The following is a 13,846-nucleotide window of genomic DNA, read 5'->3' as shown; positions in this document are numbered from 1 at the left end:
CTTACTCCCGAAAGTTTTTGGAAAGAACGACCAGCGTCGGATCGCCGTCGACCGGTTCAGGCGTGAAACCCTTTTCCCGCTCCAGTTCGATCGCGGCATGGTTTTCGCGACTTTCGATTGAGATCACCCGGCGCACACCACGCCGTTCCGCTTCGCTGCCGAGCATGTCGAGCAAGGCCCAGCCGACGCCCTTGCCACGATAATCCTTGCGGATCGACACCGCGATTTCGCCGGTATCCATATCCTTGTCGCAGGCGAGCAGCGCGGATGCCACCAGTTCATCGGTGGCAGCGTCGAACGCCAGAAAACTCTCGCTGGTAAAATGGTCGGCATGGATCAGCGGATCGAGTTGCGTGTGGCTGATATGCTCAGCAGCGGACAGGAAACGGAAACGCCGGTCATCATCGCTGACCTGATCGAACAGGGTGGAGAGCATCGTCTCATCCTGTTCGGTGGCGGGACGAACGTTCAGCGCGACGCCCGAGCGGGTTTCAAGTTGGTTCGTGGTGGTGGTCATGACTGCCTCCGATTGTCGTCACTGGCCGCTATCGTGGGTTGGACGGCATCGTGCTTTGATCCAGTGCAAAACACGATGCCGTCGGGATCAAAATAATCAGTCGTCGATATTCCTCCGAAACGTTTCGGGCAGGAACAACAGGCCGATCACCACTGTCGCGGCCGCTACCAGCACGGGATACCACAGGCCGTAATAGATGTTGCCGGTGGCAGCGACCATCGCGAAAGCCGTGGTCGGCAGGAAGCCGCCGAACCAGCCGTTGCCGATATGATAGGGCAGCGACATGGAGGTATAGCGGATACGGCTGGGGAACAGTTCGACCAGCATTGCCGCAATCGGACCGTACACCATCGTGACCAGCAGCACGAGGTAGAACAGGACCGCGATCACCATCGGCTTGTTGACCGCATCCGGGTCCGCTCTGGCCGGATATCCGGCATCGGCCAGCGCCGCCTTCAGCTTGCTCTGGAAACCCGCGATCGCATCGCCCCGTGCTTCCGGCGACAAGGCGGAAGGAACCGGCGCGACCAGTACCCGGCTACCGATCGCAACGGTGGCGGGAAGCCCTTCCGCCGCTGCGGCATTGGTATAGTTGATGCCGCTCTTCGCCAGATATGCCTTGGCGATATCGCAGCTCGTCCTGTCGAACTTGTTCTTGCCGATCGGGTCGAACTGGAAAGAACACTCACTGTCATTGGCGGTCACGGTGACGGGTGCCGCCGCCTGCGCCGCCGAAAGCGCCGGATTGGCTGCGTTCGAGAGCATATGATAGGCGGGAAAGTAGGTCAGCGCCGCCAGGGCGCAGCCGCCCAGAATGAAGGGCTTGCGCCCCACCCTGTCCGACAGCCAGCCGAAGATGACGAAGAACGGCGTGGCCAGCGCCAGTGCGATGGCAATCAGGATGTTGGCGGTCGCGCCGTCGACCTTCAGGATCTTCTCCAGATAGAACAGCGCGTAGAACTGCCCCGTGTACCAGACCACCGCCTGACCGGCGACCGCACCGAACAGCGCCACCAGCACCCAGCGCAGATTTCCCCACCGGCCGAACGCTTCGGACAAGGGCGCTTTCGAGGTGGTGCCTTCATCCTTCATCTTCTGGAAAACCGGGCTTTCGTTGAGCTGAAGCCGGATCCACATCGACACACCCAGCAGCAGCGACGACAGCAGAAAGGGGATACGCCAGCCCCAGCCGCCGAAACTGTCCTCGCCCATGATGGTACGAATGCCGATCACCACCAGCAGCGCGGTGAACAGGCCGAAGGTCGCGGTGATCTGAATGAAACTCGTGTAGAAACCGCGCTTATTGTTGGGCGCATGTTCGGCAACATAGGTGGCGGCACCGCCATATTCGCCGCCCAGCGCCAACCCCTGCACCACGCGCAGCAGTACGAGGATGATCGGCGATGCGACGCCGATCGTGGCATAGCCCGGCAACAGGCCGACCGCGAAGGTCGACAGGCCCATCAACCCCATGGTGACGAGGAAAGTGTTCTTCCGTCCGACGATATCGCCGACGCGGCCGAACACCAGCGCCCCGAACGGCCGCACGGCAAACCCGGCCGCGAACGCGCCGAGCGCCAGAATGAAGCCGGTGGTTTCGTTCACTCCGGCGAAGAACACCTTTGAAATGAAAACGGCTAGCAGGCCGTACAGATAGAAATCATACCATTCGATCACCGTGCCGAGCGAAGACGCGGTAATGACCAGCTTCTCGCTCTGGGTCGGCTTGTGATGTTTGGGAACATCCTCATAGGCAGTAGCCATTTTCCCTCTCCTTCCCCGTTATCATTCTAGAATGTGTATTTTCCGGCGACACTGATCCGGTCGAGCGTGCCGGTTGCGCCGGTCACGATCGTGCGGACCCGGTGGCGATATTCGACGCCCAGATCGACGCTTTTGAACGGCGAGTAGAACAGGTTGACTGCGCCCGAATAGGTGCGGTGATTATAGCCGCCAATGCTCGCGATGGTCAGGTCGTCGGCGTAATCGACATTCTGGTAATCGCCCATCAGATTGACCCGGACGTTCGCCGCAACCGGTACGCGAAGGGCCGCAAAGCCGCCGAACACCTTTACACGGGAAAGCGTATCGGTAGCGGGATCGTAAATCGCGTCCGGCGCGAAGTTGAACCCGACATAGCGGCCGATATCCGAACCATAGGTCGCCATGAAGCGCAGGTCGGCACTATGCGCGGCGTTCAGGAAAAGCTTGCCCGACCCGCTGATGCCCCAGCCGAACTGGTTCACCCCGTCGCCGCCCGCATTCACGCTGATCTGGCGGGCGATACCGGCCAGTGCGAACTCTCCGCTCTTGCCTGCGACATTCAGGCGCGCGGTAAAATCGGGGATATGGTCGTCGCCATTCTCGGTGAGCGCCGGACTGCCCAGCGTCGCGGTGCCGCTTTCGGGGTTTTCCGCCGCTACCGCCAGCGTCATCCCCTGCCCCAGCGCAGCCGTATAGCGCACCATCGGCTGGCGGACGAAAATCGTTCCCCCGGCAACTCCAACGAAATCGGTGCTTTCAGGCAGGACCGCGACATTCTGGAACGTCGTCCATTCCTGACCGATCAGCCAGTTGTCGAATTGCAGAAACGCACGGCGTAGCGAGAAATCATAGCGATTGGTCGTCCGCTGACTGCCGGTCAGCGTCTGGAAATCCGCCTCGATCAGCCCTTTGACGACATGGCTACCGACGCTGGTCGACATCGAAATCCAGGCGCGAGACTGTTTGGCGGTGAAGTCCTGCACATTGGAGGGAGCACCGCCACCGACCGGCACCGCCTGCGCCAGATCGAAATCGCGGCCCACCGTGTTGTTGGGCACCTCGCCATCGCCGAAATGACTGTTGGAGGCCACGACGCGGATGAATCCACCGACCTTGAACGTCGTATCGCCGACCCGGAAGCCATCGCCCTGCGGTTGCGTCGGTTGCGCCTCGATCGCAGCAACCTTCGTCGCGGTATCATCGCTTTTCGTAACCGCTGCCTGTGCGGTTGCATCCGTCTGCGCCTGTTGCTGACGCGCAGCGGCCAGGTCGGCACGAAGCTGCTGCATCTGCGCTTCCAGTCGTTCCAGACGCTGTTCCAGTTCCGCCTCCCGCGCGCTCTGCGCATGGGCCAGCTCCGGTACGGCGAGCGCGCTTGCGCTCAGCAACAATCCCAAAGCGGCTCGTTTCAGCTTGGCCATCCTCTCTCTCCCTGCCCGTTGCGATGCCGGATCTATGTCCGGCTATTCGACAGCATCGGCTGGGAAACGGAGCCATACCATCCGGACCAAGGTCGAAGCTCTACGACCTTGGTCTAGGCTCCGTTCGGGTGCCGCAGGGCCTATCCTTTCGGAAAACGGTATCCGCGCCCGATAAGAGGTGGCGCGTCCGGCACATGGAGAGGAGCATCGCAGGTGAGCGACACCATCTATCCCGTTCCCGCCAACTGGGCGAAAACCGCACTGATCGACGAAGCCCGCTATCACGCCATGTACCACCGCTCGGTCGACGATCCCGAAGGGTTCTGGCGCGAGGAAGCACAGCGGATCGACTGGATCAGACCCTTTAGCCGGGTGAAGGAAACCAGCTTCGACGAGAAGGATTTCGGTATCGCCTGGTTTTCGGACGGGACGCTAAACCTTGCCGCCAACTGCCTTGACCGGCACCTTGCCGAACGCGGCGGCGACATCGCGATCCTGTGGGAACCGGACGATCCCGCCACCCCCGACCGGCGCATCACCTATCGCGAACTTCACGCCGATGTCTGCCGTCTGGCCAATGTGCTGAAGGATGCAGGCGTCCGGCGTGGTGAGCGGGTGACGCTCTATCTGCCGATGATCCCCGAAGCGGCGGTCGCGATGCTCGCCTGCGCGCGGATCGGAGCCATTCATTCGATCGTGTTTGCAGGCTTTTCACCCGATGCGCTGGCGGGGCGGATCACCGATTGCGACAGCCGTGTCGTACTCACCGCCGACGAAGGGCTGCGGGGCGGTCGCAAGGTGCCTCTGAAAGCCAATGTCGATGCCGCGCTGAAGGAATGTCCCGGCGTCGATACCGTTCTGATGCTACGCCACACCGGCGCGGATGTGCCGATGGTGGAGGGGCGCGATATCGACTGGCGGACAGCGGTTGCCGAACAGTCCGCCGAATGCGCGCCGGAGGAAATGAACGCGGAAGACCCGCTGTTCATCCTCTACACCTCCGGCTCGACCGGCAAGCCGAAGGGCGTGCTGCACACCACCGGCGGCTATGCCGTCTGGGCGTCGATGACGCATCAATATGTCTTCGATTACCGGCCGGGGCAGATTTACTGGTGCGCGGCCGATATCGGCTGGGTCACAGGACACAGCTATGTCGTCTATGGTCCGTTGATGAACGGGGCGACGACGGTGATGTTCGAAGGCGTGCCCAACTGGCCCGACCCGTCGCGTTTTTGGCAAATCGTCGACAAATACGCGGTGGAAGCCTTTTACGGCGCGCCGACCGCGCTGCGCGCGCTGATGCGCGAAGGCGATGACTGGGTGAAAAAGACCAGCCGCAAATCGCTGCGCGTACTGGGCAGCGTCGGTGAACCCATCAACCCGGAAGCCTGGCAATGGTATTACAAGGTCATCGGAGAGGAGCGCTGTCCCATCGTCGATACCTGGTGGCAGACCGAAACCGGCGGCACCATGATCACGCCCCTGCCCGGTGCGACGCCGCTGAAACCCGGCAGTGCGACCCGGCCGATGTTCGGTGTTCAGCCCCGACTGGTGGACAATGACGGCACCCCGATCGAGGGAGCGGGTGAAGGCTGTCTGGTCATCACCGATAGCTGGCCGGGGCAGATGCGCACCGTCTGGGGCGATCATGAGCGCTTTTTTCAAACCTATTTCACCACCTTTCCCGGTGTCTATTTCACCGGCGACGGCTGCCGCCGGGATACCGACGGCTATTACTGGATCACCGGCCGGATCGACGATGTCATCAACGTGTCCGGGCACCGCATGGGCACCGCCGAGATCGAAAGCGCGCTGGTCGCCCATCAAAAGGTCGCCGAAGCCGCCGTGGTCGGCATGCCGCACGCGATCAAGGGACAGGGTATCTATGCCTATGTGACGCTGAACAGCGAAGTGGAGCCGAGCGAGGATCTGCGCCGCGAACTGGTCAAATGGGTGCGTCAGGAAATCGGTCCGATCGCGACGCCCGACGTCATCCAGTTCGCCCCCGGCCTGCCCAAGACGCGTTCGGGCAAGATCATGCGCCGTATTCTGCGCAAGATCGCGGAAAACGATGTCGGCAATCTGGGCGACACATCGACGCTTGCCGATCCGTCCGTGGTCGATCATCTATTGGAAAACCGACCGCAACCGGAAGAGGCGTGACGGAAAGCGTACTGATCGCGGATGACCATCCCCTGTTCCGTCAGGCACTGACCCTGGCGGTGCGGGAGGTGTTGCCCGACGCACGGGTGATCGAGGCGGGCACGCTGGCAGCGGCGGCCCGCGCGGTCGGAGAGGCGGACGCGCTGCGGCTGATCCTGCTTGACCTGAAAATGCCGGGCGCCACCGGCTATTCGGGAATTGCCCTGCTCCATGCCGAGCGGCCGCAAATCCCGATCCTTGTCGTATCGAGTTCTGACGCCCCGGAAGTCGCCGAAGAGGTGCGCGCATTCGGTGCGGTCGGCTTCCTGCGCAAGGACAGCGACCTTGCAACCATCGAACAGACGCTGGAAGCGGCGCTGCGCAACGAACCGCTGCCCGACTCTTCCGACGAACCGGTCGAAGAAGTGCGGCGCGAGGTCGCCAGCCTGACTCCGACCCAGCTCAAGGTGCTGCTCGCGGTGCTGGAGGGCAAGCTCAACAAACAGATTGCTTATGAACTTTCGGTCACTGAAGCGACGGTAAAGGCACATATGACGGCGGTGATGCGCAAGCTGGACGTCCGCAACCGGACACAGGCAGCCCTCGCCGCACAGGCACTGGGGCTGGGTCCGGCGGCATAAGATCAATCGACGGCGTGGCCCGCCACAAACGCTTCCAGCACTTTTCCGGCAACCGGCTTCAGCAGCACCGGCACCGCCAGCGCCTCCGCACGACGATGCAGGGCCGAACTGCTTTCCGACGTCACCAACGCAGCCCGCAGGGACGGATTGACTGCACGCAGACGCTCGATCAGCGACAATCCGTCTTCTGCTTCACCCAGACGGAAATCGACCAGCGCCACGTCGCATCGCTTTGCCAGGGGCAGTGCCTGACCAGCCCCGCCACACCCGAATACCCGATGCCCCCTCTGTTCCAGCAAGGTCCGGGTCGCCGCGACGATGGCCGCATCATCGTCCACCACCAGCACGGTATGCGGCATAGCCTCTTCGGAAGAACCGGGGGGCTGCTCGCGCAGGGAAATGGCCACCTGTTCGCCGTCGGCCACTAACGGCAGCCATATCGTAAAGGCGCTCCCCCTCCCGGTGCGGGAGTGCAGCGTCACTGCTCCGCCGATCAGCCTCGTAATGCGATCGACAATCGCCAGCCCCAGTCCGATTCCGGCAACTTCCTCCTCACCGCCGATACGTGCGAACTCACGAAAGATGCGGCGCTGGTCGGCTTCGGCAATCCCACGGCCGGTATCGACGACGCTGATCCCGACCTGCCACGCGCCGTCGCGCCTGCGCCGCCGCGTGCCGATCAGGATACTGCCCCGTGCGGTATAACGCACCGCATTCGACAGAAAATTCTGCACCACCGAACGCAACAGCGCCGGATCGCTATGCACGTTCCCCGACACCGGGCCGATCCGCAGCGCCAGCCCCTTTTCCTGCGCCAGCGGCTGGAACCGTCCGGCGATTTCCGTCAGCAATGGCGGCAACGAGACCGGTCGTGCTTCAGGCTGAATACCTCCGCTGTCGAGCTTCGAAATATCGAGCAGCGTGCGTAGCAATTCCTCGGCCGCGCCGATCGACTGGTCGAGCCGGTCGGCAATATCCCCCGAACGCGCATCCAGCCCCCGCCGCAACGCCGTCCCGAACAATCGCGCAGCGTGCAGCGGTTGCAGCAGGTCGTGGCTGGCGGCAGCAAGGAAACGGGTTTTTTCACGGTCGGCATCAGCCAGCTTCGCATTTGCATCGGTCAGTTCGGCAGTCCGCGCAGTGACCCGGTCTTCCAGTTCCGCGCGCGAGCGCAGCAAGGCTTCGCGAGCCCGCGCTTCTGACGTGACATCGGTGAAACAGGTGACATAGCCGCCACCGGGCATCGGGCCGCCGACGATCTTCAGCACGCGTCCGTCATAGCGACGGCGTTCGAAACTGTGCGCTGCCCCGCGTCGCAAATGCTCCACCCGGCGCTCGACATGGACATCGACTTCACCGGGCCCGCAATCGCCGCGCTCCGCATTGAACCGGATCAGGTCGGCGACCGGCGTACCGACCCGCACCATGTCGGGCGGATAGGCGAACAGTTCCAGATAGCGGCTGTTCCAGGCGATCAGGCGCAGATCGCCGTCAACCACACTGACGCCGGGGTCGATATGTTCCAGCGTGGCCGCCAGCAGATCCTTTGAAAACTGCAGGCTCTGACCGGAGGCATTCAGCATTCGCGCAGCATCTTCATAGCTGAAGCGCGCACCGGAGATTGCCGATGCGATCAGGGCATGGGCAGACGGGGCCCCGACGACCCCAGCGATCAAACGCTCCGCACGCCGCGCATCCTGTGGCGTCAGCGGGGCCAGCGCATCCACATCGGCAAAGGCGCGCACTGCGGTATCATGGCCGACAAAGCGTCCCGTGAATTCGGTCAGCCCGCGAATATCGCGGATATTGCCGGGCTGCGCTGCGCTGATCGGCAGCACCGCAATGCCGGGCTGCACCCGCCGCGCCGTGACCAGCGCATAGACGAGCAACGTGATACCGAGGCTCCACAGAACGCCATGGGACAGCGCATCGGCATGACCGATTTCGAACAGATGATGCGGGTCGATCAGCGTATTCGACAGGCCGGCCAGCCAGCGCTGCGGCAATACCGGCGGCAAGGCGAGCGTATAGAGCCACACCAGCAAGCCACCGGTCAGCGCCAGCTTTGCCGCCAGCGCATCGTTATTGGGCTTACGCAGCGCGATCAGCAGGAATGGCGCGATCAGGGCCATCGCGGCAAAGGCGATCTGCCCGATGGACGCCAGCCGCTCGTCCGCCCGAACATTGGCCGCCCACAGCAACGCCACTGCGATCACCGCAATCATCGCGCCGCGCCGAACCGTCAGCAGCCGGTTTGAAAAGTCGCGTCCGGACGTAGCCGTCCCGCGTAACAGCAACGGTGCAACCAGATCGTTCGACACCATCGTACCCAGCGCAATGGTTTCCACCACCACCATGCCGGTCGCCGCCGCCACACCGCCCATAAAGGCCAGCAATGTCAGAGAAGTCGAACCATGGGACAGCGGCAGCGCCAGCACATAGAGATCGGGCGACACATGCGCAGGCAGAATGGCCAGCCCTGCCACGGTGACGGGAAGAACGATCAGCACCATGAGCAGCAGATAGAGTGCGAATATCCAGCGGGCGTTTACCAGATCGCTTCCGCCGCGCGCTTCGATCACGCTGATATAGAACTGGCGCGGCAGACACAGAATCGCCGCCATGGAAATCCCGGTGACGACCACCAGACCGATCCCGATACCCTGCGGCGCGAAAGCGTGCACGAACTGCCCCCATGCCGCCGACCGCAAGCCCGGCCCCGCATCAGCAAGCAGCCAGAGCGCGAAAATGCCGATCGAACCGAACGCCAACAGCTTTACCAGCGATTCCAATGCCGTTGCGTAGAGCAATCCCTCATTACGCGCCGCCGCATCATATCGCCGCGTGCCGAACAATAGTGCGAAACAGGCGAACAGGATCGCCGCGATCGCCATCGGCGCCACGATTCCACGCGCACCGCCGACGGTTGCGAACGCCGCGCCGACGGAGCGCAATTGCAGCGCGATATAGGGTATGATGCCCAGGATCGCCGTCACCGTAACCAGCGCCGCCAGTCCGCGGCTCTTGCCGAAACGCGATCCGATAAAGTCCGAAATGCTGGTCGCGCCTTCGCTTTGGACGACGCTGACCAGCCGACGCAGCAGGCCGGGCGCGAACACCAGCAGGATCAGCGGACCGATATAGATGGGCAGATAGTCCCAGCCCGCCGTCGCGGCAGTCCCTACTGCACCGAAATACGTCCAGCTCGTGCAATATACGCCCAGCGCCAATGCATAGGCGTGGCGGCGCCATGTACTGTTTTCAAACCGTCGGCGATGCCGTTCGACAATCGCGGCGAACACGAACAGGCTGGCCGCGAAGGCAAGCGGGACCGCGATGATCGCATAGCTGTGGATCGACGGCGACATAATGCGGCAACGGTTCCCCCCTCCTCATCTTCGTAAGCGAAGCACCGCCCGTCGTACAGCGACAAGCCGTTGCGAAATGCCTGAAATATACGGGACATGCTTGACCGTCAGCCTGACACGGACAGGAGGCTGCTATGTCGATCAGCAAACCGGGGTGCGCCGACGGACGCCACAGGGCAGGAAATTCCCGCCTTTCACCAGAAGAGCTTCGCGGACAACCCGATCTGCCGCATGCCCGATGCAGCCGGTGCGGGCAGTTGCTGATCCGCTCTCCGGTCACCCGTCGGTGGCGCGCAACCGGATTGCTCGGCTGACGGAAATTCCGCCGACACAATTGAGGCGAAATAGTGGCGCTCCGTTAAAGGAGGGAATCTTGTTCAAACCAGTCATGATTGCAGCGGGCATGTTGATGCTCGGCACACCCGCTATCGCCCAGCAACCACCCGGTGATGGCGCGCCGAAAGCGGCAGCACGCGCCGCCATGCAGAAACAGCATGCCGATGATATGGCACTGTTGCTGCAACTTCGCCCCGATCAGCGTTCGGCGCTCGACGCGCTGCTGAAGACCACCATGCCGCCTCCACCCCCCGGCGGTCCCGGTCGCAAGGAAGGCGGCAAGGGCATGGACCGGCAGCCTGCGTCACCGCCATCGTTCGAACAGCGGCTGGCGGACATGCAAAAGCATGCGGCCGAACGCTCTGACCGGGAGCAGAAGCATATTGCCGCGCTCAAGGCCTTTTATGAAAGTCTCGACAGTGGTCAGCAGCAGCGTTTCGATGCCCTGATGCGGCTTTCTCATGGCCCCATGGGCGGCTTTGGTCCGCATCGGCCTGGTGGTCCCGGTCGCCCTGGCGGGCATGGTGGCCCGGGCGGACATGGGGGACATGGCGGTCCAATGGGGCCGGACGGTCCGCCACAGGGCTGATCCATATCGGGCAGGCGTATAGATCCGCCTGCCCGGTTTCCGTTCGGCACCTTTTCTAATGGCGACGACGACGATGCCGTCCTTCCCCACCGCCGATCCGAGGTAGTTCGGCGCGGGTGATCTTGCCGTCGTGATTCTTGTCGAGCAGCGCGAAACGTCGGTCGGCCGCGCGCAGAAACTCGTCGAGTGAGACACTGGCATCGAAATTGGTGTCGGCTGCGGTGATCGGTTCGGGCAAAGGCAGATAGCTGTATCGCGCCGCGCCCATATCGGCATAGTCAGGCATAGCCTCAGCCGAACCGCCGCCACTGCGTCCCTCGCCTCCGCCACCTCCGTCGCGCCCCATGCCTCCGCCGCCGTGGCCGTGCCTTCCACCGCCGCCTTCACCCGGTCCGCGCATCCCGCCTCCACCGCCTGGGCCATGTCGTCCACCGCCGGGATGACCGCCTGCCTCTCCCGGTCCGCCCACAGGACGTTCGCCGCCACCGCTTTCCGGCACCAGCACCTTTTCATAATAAGCGACCTCATCGGGATCGATTTCGCCATCGCCGTTGCGGTCAAGCACCTTGAAGAACCGCGCCGCATCCTTTTCGAACTCGTCCTGCGTCAGCACACCATCGCTGTTTGCGTCGGTTTCCCTGAACCACAGGGCAGCGCCGGATATGCCGCCTTCCGCCCGGAAGGGCTCTCCCATCGGGCTGAGAAAAAGGCGACCGTCACGATGCCCCCCCGGTCCTTCCGGCCCGCCGCGATGTCCGGGCGGAGGCGGTCCACGGAAATGCGGATGACCTCCGGCCGCGCATCCGGCCAGCGTCAGCAATGTCCCGATGATCGCCAGTTTGCGCATGTTCGCCCCTTCCCGCCTTGAAAAGAAGGGTGGCGTGCGCTGCCCATATTGCTGTCATGTGTCCGGGTTCAGACCGGCAGCGTCACCCGGGCAAGCAGACCGCCGCCGGAACGGTTGGACAGGGTGATGTCGCCACCATGCGCCCGCGCCACTGTCCGCGCACTGGCAAGACCAAGTCCAATCCCGCCGGTATCGCGATTGCGCGAGCGTTCGGCCCGGAAAAAGGGCTCGAAAGCGCGCTCGATATCTTCCGGTGCCATACCCGGCCCGGTATCGCGCACCTCGATCACTGCGCTGCCGTTTTCGCGACCCAGCGATACGGTAGCACTGCCCGCATAGTTCAGCGCATTGCCGATCAGATTCGACAACATCGCCTTCAGCGCCGGTGCATCGCCGTCAAGCACGACCGGCCCGCCCGATTGCAGCATCACCGCGCCACCCGCATCGCTGAACCCGTCAGTCACGCTTTCGGCCAGCGCCCTCAGGTCCAACCGATGCCGTTGCGAAGTACGCGCCATATCGCGAACAAAGGCCATCACCGCCGCGATCATATGCTCCATGTCGCGGATATCGTCTTCACAGGCTTCCCGCACTTCCGGCGGAGCATGCTCCAGCCGCAGACCCATCCGCATCAGCGGGGTGCGCAAATCATGTGCGATCGCCGCCATCAGGGTGGTGCGATCCTCGACATAGCGATTGAGCCGCGCCTGCATCTCGTTGAACGCGGCCGCCGCATCGCTGATTTCGGGCGGTCCCTTCATCGCCAGCGGCGGCGCTTTCGGATCGCGGCCCAGCCGTTCCGCCGCAGAAGCGAAAAGCCGGATCGGTCGGGCCAGCCCGTGCGCGAGCAACCAGGCAAACGGCGCAACCACCAATATGGCAACGACCAGCCATAGCAACGCCCGCCGCCGCCAGGGCGCGATAAAACCGTATCTGGGACGCACCGTCCGCCATGTGCCGTCGACCCGCGCGGACACCGTGAAATCGCCGAACAGAAACGGCTGGGTACGAATACCGGCAAGCTCCGGCGGGCGCCGGTGCTTTTCGATAAAGGCGTCGGGCGGATGCCCTTCATGGGGATGCATCGAACGAATGCGCACATCCTCAGCAGGCACGCCGAGCATCAGTGCAAGCCGGCCTTCCAGCCGCTTGTCGCGAAAGGTTTCCTCCCTCCGAACGGCGGCCTCACCGTCGCTCACGATCAGCGCCTTGTCGTCGCCCTTACCGCGCAGCGCGGCCGCAACCTCCGGCAAGGTGCTGATATTGAGCTGCGGCGGCGGCATCAGCATGACGAGCGCGAAATTGATCGCCTGCACCAGCAGCAGGGTCAGCAGCATCAGTCCGAAAATGCGCCAGAAAAGCGGCCAGCGGCGGGCTTTCATAGGATGCGCGTCACCGGCGGCGCGAACATATAGCCTTCGTTGCGGACGGTGCGGATGATCGTGCCGTCGGTCGCCTTCAGCTTGCGGCGCAACCGGCTGACCTGCACATCGATGGCACGGTCAAAGGATTCGGTATCCGGTCCGCGCGCCGCTTCCAGCAGGGTTTCGCGCGGCAACACCCGGCGCGGACGTTCGATAAAGGCGCGCAGCACCGCAAATTCGCCATCGGTCAGGTCGACGAGAATGTCATCGGGATCGAACAGCTCGTGCGAAGTAAGATCGATCCGCCAGCCCTCGCTGAAGCCATAGACCCGGCGCTCCAGCGGTTGCGCGCTATCGCGATGACGCAGCGCGGCGCGCACTGTCGCCAGCACCTCGCGCGCGCTGCACGGCTTCGGCAGATAATGGCTTGCCCCTGTCTCCAGCCCGGCAATGCGATCCGGCTCCTCGCCCAGCGCGCTCAGAAAAACCACCGGCGGGCCATCTCCGTCCGTCAGCCTGCGACAGGCGGACAGGCCATCCTCGCCGGGCATCATGATATCGAGCAGGATCAGATCGACCGACTCACATGCCAGCATATCCTCCATTTCCCGAACATTCGCGGCGGTCAGGACACGATAGCCATGGGCGGACAGGCTGCGTCCCAGCAGGTCACGGATCGCGCGGTCGTCATCGACGATCAGCAGCGTCGTGCTTTCCACATGCCCGTGGGTCGAAGGCGAAGTCGTCATCATACCGCACGGCTTGTACCACCATTTGTGTTTGGCATGTTTCCATAAATCGACGCCGCGGAAATTCCCCGGACATAAATCGCACGACACTGGGCATCAGCTTCAGGG

General features: G+C 63.2%; 10 protein-coding genes. 3 read left to right on the top strand and 7 right to left on the bottom strand.

The features are described from left to right. Position 1: 1 nt before the first annotated feature. The 3 genes from FHR23_RS12060 to FHR23_RS12050 form a co-directional block, all read right to left on the bottom strand. Entirely contained in the window at positions 2–517 is a 516-nt protein-coding gene (locus FHR23_RS12060; RefSeq protein ID WP_184004289.1) for a GNAT family N-acetyltransferase, read from the bottom strand. A 96-nt stretch (positions 518–613) separates the two neighbouring features. Continuing rightward, on the bottom strand, positions 614–2,281 hold the full coding sequence (locus FHR23_RS12055) for an MFS transporter (protein WP_184004287.1): 1,668 nt from the start codon (positions 2,279–2,281) through the stop codon (positions 614–616). 26 nt (positions 2,282–2,307) lie between these two features. After that, complete coding sequence (locus FHR23_RS12050) at positions 2,308–3,702, bottom strand: DcaP family trimeric outer membrane transporter (RefSeq protein ID WP_184004285.1); 1,395 nt, start codon at positions 3,700–3,702, stop codon at positions 2,308–2,310. A gap of 213 nt (positions 3,703–3,915) precedes the next feature. Between FHR23_RS12050 and acs the strand changes: the two genes are divergently transcribed. Then, positions 3,916–5,865: an acetate--CoA ligase gene (acs, locus tag FHR23_RS12045; RefSeq protein WP_184004283.1), complete on the top strand. Its 1,950-nt coding sequence runs from the start codon at positions 3,916–3,918 to the stop codon at positions 5,863–5,865. After that, on the top strand, positions 5,862–6,485 hold the full coding sequence (locus FHR23_RS12040) for a LuxR C-terminal-related transcriptional regulator (protein ID WP_184004282.1): 624 nt from the start codon (positions 5,862–5,864) through the stop codon (positions 6,483–6,485). The genes acs and FHR23_RS12040 overlap by 4 nt, the downstream gene beginning before the upstream one ends. A 2-nt stretch (positions 6,486–6,487) precedes the next feature. Here FHR23_RS12040 and FHR23_RS12035 read toward each other — a convergent pair whose 3' ends face one another. Next, entirely contained in the window at positions 6,488–9,853 is a 3,366-nt protein-coding gene (locus tag FHR23_RS12035) for a PAS-domain containing protein (RefSeq protein ID WP_184004279.1), read from the bottom strand. A 373-nt stretch (positions 9,854–10,226) separates the two neighbouring features. Here FHR23_RS12035 and FHR23_RS12030 point away from each other — a divergent pair, with 373 nt between their 5' ends. Beyond that, entirely contained in the window at positions 10,227–10,778 is a 552-nt protein-coding gene (locus FHR23_RS12030) for a Spy/CpxP family protein refolding chaperone (RefSeq protein ID WP_184004277.1), read from the top strand. A 55-nt stretch (positions 10,779–10,833) separates the two neighbouring features. Here FHR23_RS12030 and FHR23_RS12025 read toward each other — a convergent pair whose 3' ends face one another. From FHR23_RS12025 to FHR23_RS12015, 3 genes are all read right to left on the bottom strand, one after another. Continuing rightward, positions 10,834–11,625: an EF-hand domain-containing protein gene (locus FHR23_RS12025; protein WP_184004275.1), complete on the bottom strand. Its 792-nt coding sequence runs from the start codon at positions 11,623–11,625 to the stop codon at positions 10,834–10,836. A 68-nt stretch (positions 11,626–11,693) separates the two neighbouring features. After that, positions 11,694–13,007, bottom strand: a complete 1,314-nt coding sequence (locus FHR23_RS12020; RefSeq protein ID WP_184004273.1) for an ATP-binding protein — start codon at positions 13,005–13,007, stop codon at positions 11,694–11,696. After that, entirely contained in the window at positions 13,004–13,738 is a 735-nt protein-coding gene (locus FHR23_RS12015; RefSeq protein WP_184004426.1) for a response regulator, read from the bottom strand. The genes FHR23_RS12020 and FHR23_RS12015 overlap by 4 nt, the downstream gene beginning before the upstream one ends. Between the last annotated feature and the right edge of the window lie 108 nt (positions 13,739–13,846).

The sequence above is a fragment of the Stakelama sediminis genome (assembly GCF_014199335.1).
In the GTDB taxonomy this organism is placed as follows: domain Bacteria; phylum Pseudomonadota; class Alphaproteobacteria; order Sphingomonadales; family Sphingomonadaceae; genus Sphingomonas; species Sphingomonas sediminis.
The sequence above is the reverse complement of the archived record's forward strand: the minus strand, read 5'-3'. Positions and strand labels throughout refer to the sequence as shown.

Coding starts and splice junctions, on each gene's coding strand:
- FHR23_RS12060 (WP_184004289.1), bottom strand. CDS start 517: ATGACCACCACCACGAACCAACTTGAAACCCGCTCGGGCGTCGCGCTG.
- FHR23_RS12055 (WP_184004287.1), bottom strand. CDS start 2,281: ATGGCTACTGCCTATGAGGATGTTCCCAAACATCACAAGCCGACCCAG.
- FHR23_RS12020 (WP_184004273.1), bottom strand. CDS start 13,007: ATGAAAGCCCGCCGCTGGCCGCTTTTCTGGCGCATTTTCGGACTGATG.
- FHR23_RS12050 (WP_184004285.1), bottom strand. CDS start 3,702: ATGGCCAAGCTGAAACGAGCCGCTTTGGGATTGTTGCTGAGCGCAAGC.
- FHR23_RS12035 (WP_184004279.1), bottom strand. CDS start 9,853: ATGTCGCCGTCGATCCACAGCTATGCGATCATCGCGGTCCCGCTTGCC.
- FHR23_RS12015 (WP_184004426.1), bottom strand. CDS start 13,738: ATGACGACTTCGCCTTCGACCCACGGGCATGTGGAAAGCACGACGCTG.
- FHR23_RS12025 (WP_184004275.1), bottom strand. CDS start 11,625: ATGCGCAAACTGGCGATCATCGGGACATTGCTGACGCTGGCCGGATGC.